At 71.0% G+C, this 1,833-nt stretch carries 3 protein-coding genes; 1 reads left to right on the top strand and 2 read right to left on the bottom strand.

What is annotated here, in order from left to right:
- Together ACRYR2_RS24975 and ACRYR2_RS24970 are read right to left on the bottom strand one after the other, a co-directional pair.
- On the bottom strand, positions 1-470 hold a 470-nt coding region (locus ACRYR2_RS24975), incomplete at its 3' end, for an MFS transporter (protein WP_432565703.1).
- Between the two features lie 201 nt (positions 471-671).
- Positions 672-1,367, bottom strand: a complete 696-nt coding sequence (locus tag ACRYR2_RS24970; RefSeq protein ID WP_432565702.1) for a GntR family transcriptional regulator — start codon at positions 1,365-1,367, stop codon at positions 672-674.
- A 206-nt stretch (positions 1,368-1,573) separates the two neighbouring features.
- On the opposite strand from ACRYR2_RS24970, the gene ACRYR2_RS24965 reads away from it, so the two are divergent.
- The coding region (locus tag ACRYR2_RS24965) for an SDR family oxidoreductase (protein WP_432565701.1) at positions 1,574-1,833 on the top strand (260 nt) is incomplete at its 3' end.

Raw genomic sequence — 1,833 nt, 5'->3', positions numbered from 1 at the left:
CGCCACGGGGCGTGTTCGTAGGTCATGAGGATCGCCCCGCCCCACTCGGCCCCGAACGCCAGGCCCTGGATGATCCGCACGACGACGAGCAGGATCGGCGCGGTGATGCCGATGGTCGCGTAGGTGGGCAGCAGACCGATCGCGAAGGTGGCCAGGCCCATGACGAGCAGGGAACCGATCAGGACGGGCTTGCGGCCGATCTTGTCGCCCAGGTAGCCCCCGATGATCCCGCCCAGGGGTCGGGCGGCGAAACCCACGCCGAGGGTGGCGAAGGACAGCAGGGTCGCCGTCGTGGGGTTGGAGTCGGGGAAGAACGCGTCTCCGAAGTACAGGCCCGCAGCGGTGCCGTACCCGATGAAGTCGTAGTTCTCGATCGTGGTGCCGACCGTCGATCCGACCGCCACCCGCTTGCGGTGCTCGGTGCCGAGGACCGGGGTGCTCACGGTGGGGGTGGGGGGCGCAGGGGTCACTCGTCCATCTCCTTCGATTGGACCCGTCCGAGCATCAGTGTCCGGGTGCGCCCTAGTGTGTGGATGACTCACTCGTCTGTCAACAATGCAACGGTCAGCAGGATGCGACGGGCATTAGAGGGTCCTCTCGAACCGCAGGCCTCCGCTCCGACGGAGACTCCAGCCACCCTTGGGTCCGACTCAGAGGGGGGTCGGGTGGGCTCAGGCCTGGGCGTGCTCCCCGAGGCGCGTCACGATCTGCTCGGCCGCTTCGGCCATGTGGGAACGCAGGAAGCGCCGCACGCCCTCGGCGTCGCCGCGCTCGAGGAGGTCGACGACCGGGGCGTGACGCTGTGCGGCCATGTTCGCCAGCGCCGCATCGACTCCGGCGGCCGTGATGACCGCTCGCGCTAGGCCGCTGACGTGCAGCCAGGACTGCAGCAGCGTCTCGTTGCCCGAGGCGCGGCACAGCATGGCGTGGAACTCCAGGTCCCGGTTCACCATCTCCGGTAGGCTCGTCTCGTCCGCCATGAGCTCCAGTTGCCGGCGCAGTGCGCGGACGACGTCAGCGCGGTCCTCGCGGGCGCAGACCACCTCGCAGGCCAGCGCCTCCAGCGCCGATCGGACCGCGAAGACCTCGCGGACCTCGCGCTCGGTCAGTACCCGGACGTTGAGCCGGCCACGGGTGTCGGAGACCAGCAGTCCTTCCTGCTGCAGGTGGCGCAGCGCCTCGCGCAGCGTGCCACGGCTGACGCCGAGGGATTCGCTGAGCTCGATCTCGGCCAGGTGGGTCCCGGGGGCCAGTGCCCCGGTGCTCACGGCGTCGCGCAGCTTGACGAGGATCTGCTCGCGGCGCGTGGTGCGGTCCACGGCGCCGAGCGCACTGAGGGGGCCACCGGGAGTGGGAGTGCCAGGCATGGCCGCAACCTACCCGCCGTGATGTCCAGGTATTGACTGTCAACAGTCAGACAGCTACGGTCGCTCCGTCCCCTCAACGTGGAGGACGCCCCCGTGACGGCCGCTCCGGCCACGGGCCGAGCACCAACCAGATCATCAGCGCGAGGCGCGGACCCGGCAGCGACCGCCGGGCCGCCCCGGCCTCCCTCGACCGAGAAGGACACGACATGAGCTACCAGACCGGCACCGGCCAGCGGACCGCCGTCGTGACCGGCGCGGCTTCCCCGCGAGGCATCGGCTTCGCCACCGCGCGCCGCTTCGCCGCCGAGGGCTGGACCGTGGCCCTGCTCGACGTGGACCAGGCCGGCGCCGAGGCCGCCGCCGACAAGATCTCCAGCGAGTTCGGCACCGCCGTGCTCGGGCTGGCGGCCGACGTCACCGACCAGGCCTCCCTGACCCGGTGCGTGGAAGCCATCGCCGCCGCCGG

This window comes from Kineococcus deserti, from assembly GCF_050871945.1.
Classification (GTDB): domain Bacteria; phylum Actinomycetota; class Actinomycetes; order Actinomycetales; family Kineococcaceae; genus Kineococcus.
Note: the sequence above shows the minus strand (reverse complement) of the source record. Positions and strands in the feature narration are given on the sequence as shown.